We start from the raw sequence: 925 nt of genomic DNA, 5'->3' as shown, positions 1-925 counted from the left end.
CTCCAGCAGGAAGCGGTGGTGCGGGCGGAAGAATCCGTGCATGGCCTGGACGATATCCGGCACTTTCTTCTTGAGGGAGGTGTAAACAAGCGGTTCGACCGTCTCGGCCGTTGCCTCCTCCCCGTTTAGAAGCATCTGGAGCAGATGGCGGCCAGAGGCGCCAAAAATGTCCTCCACGTAGGAGGTGATTTTGATGCCCGCGGTCTGAAGGATTTTATGGATCCGGTTCTTGCTGCTGGTTACGCTTTCCACGTAACGCTTCCGTGTGCGCGTAAGGTCCCGTAGGTCCTGAAAATTTTCTTCCGGCACGGAGCTTCTTGGGATGAGGTCAATCCGGGTAAGCTTGGCGATCCACTCGGCATCCTTCCGGTCCGTTTTATGGCCGGGAATATTTTTTATTTTGCGGGGATTAGCCAAAATTAGGTTGAAGTCATCCTGCAGGATGTGCCAGATCGGCTTCCAGTAGATACCCGTGCTCTCCATTGCGACCGCTTGGCAGCGAAAGGAAAGGAGCCACTCCCTCATTTCGAGGAGGCCTTTGGTCGTCGTGCTGAACTTGCGCATTTCCTTCTTCGGGCGCGTGGAAGTGAGCGGGCCAGTCAGGACACAAGCGACCACATTTTCTTGGTGAACATCCAGTCCGGCACAGCTTTCGTAAATGATATCCATCGATATCACTCCCTCTTCATAAATTGTGGAAGGGGCATTCTATCCGTACAGTCGTATTTTTATACTCATGCTCATGGCGATAATTCAGGATCCTCGCAGATAGAACGGGCTAGTTTGTCCCCCGGCTTTCTTCTCCCAATAAAGGCACAGCCTCCGCCCCTTCACCATCAGTATAATGGAAAAGGGCCGGAGGCCGTTACTATTTTCATCCATCAGGGTGTTCGCGGAAGCGAACATGAGTGTTTGTCCCACTCTC

The 925-nt window shown here is 53.0% G+C and carries 1 protein-coding gene; it reads right to left on the bottom strand.

All coding sequences use genetic code 11. From position 1 onward, the window contains the following. A partial coding sequence (locus PVE40_RS12825; protein WP_274732315.1) for an IS110 family RNA-guided transposase occupies window positions 1-669 on the bottom strand: 669 nt, incomplete at its 3' end. Window positions 670-925: the final 256 nt, after the last annotated feature.

This window comes from Jeotgalibaca caeni, assembly GCF_028863945.1.
In the GTDB taxonomy this organism is placed as follows: Bacteria; Bacillota; Bacilli; order Lactobacillales; family Aerococcaceae; genus Jeotgalibaca; species Jeotgalibaca caeni.
This window is presented reverse-complemented; position numbering and strand designations above follow the sequence as displayed.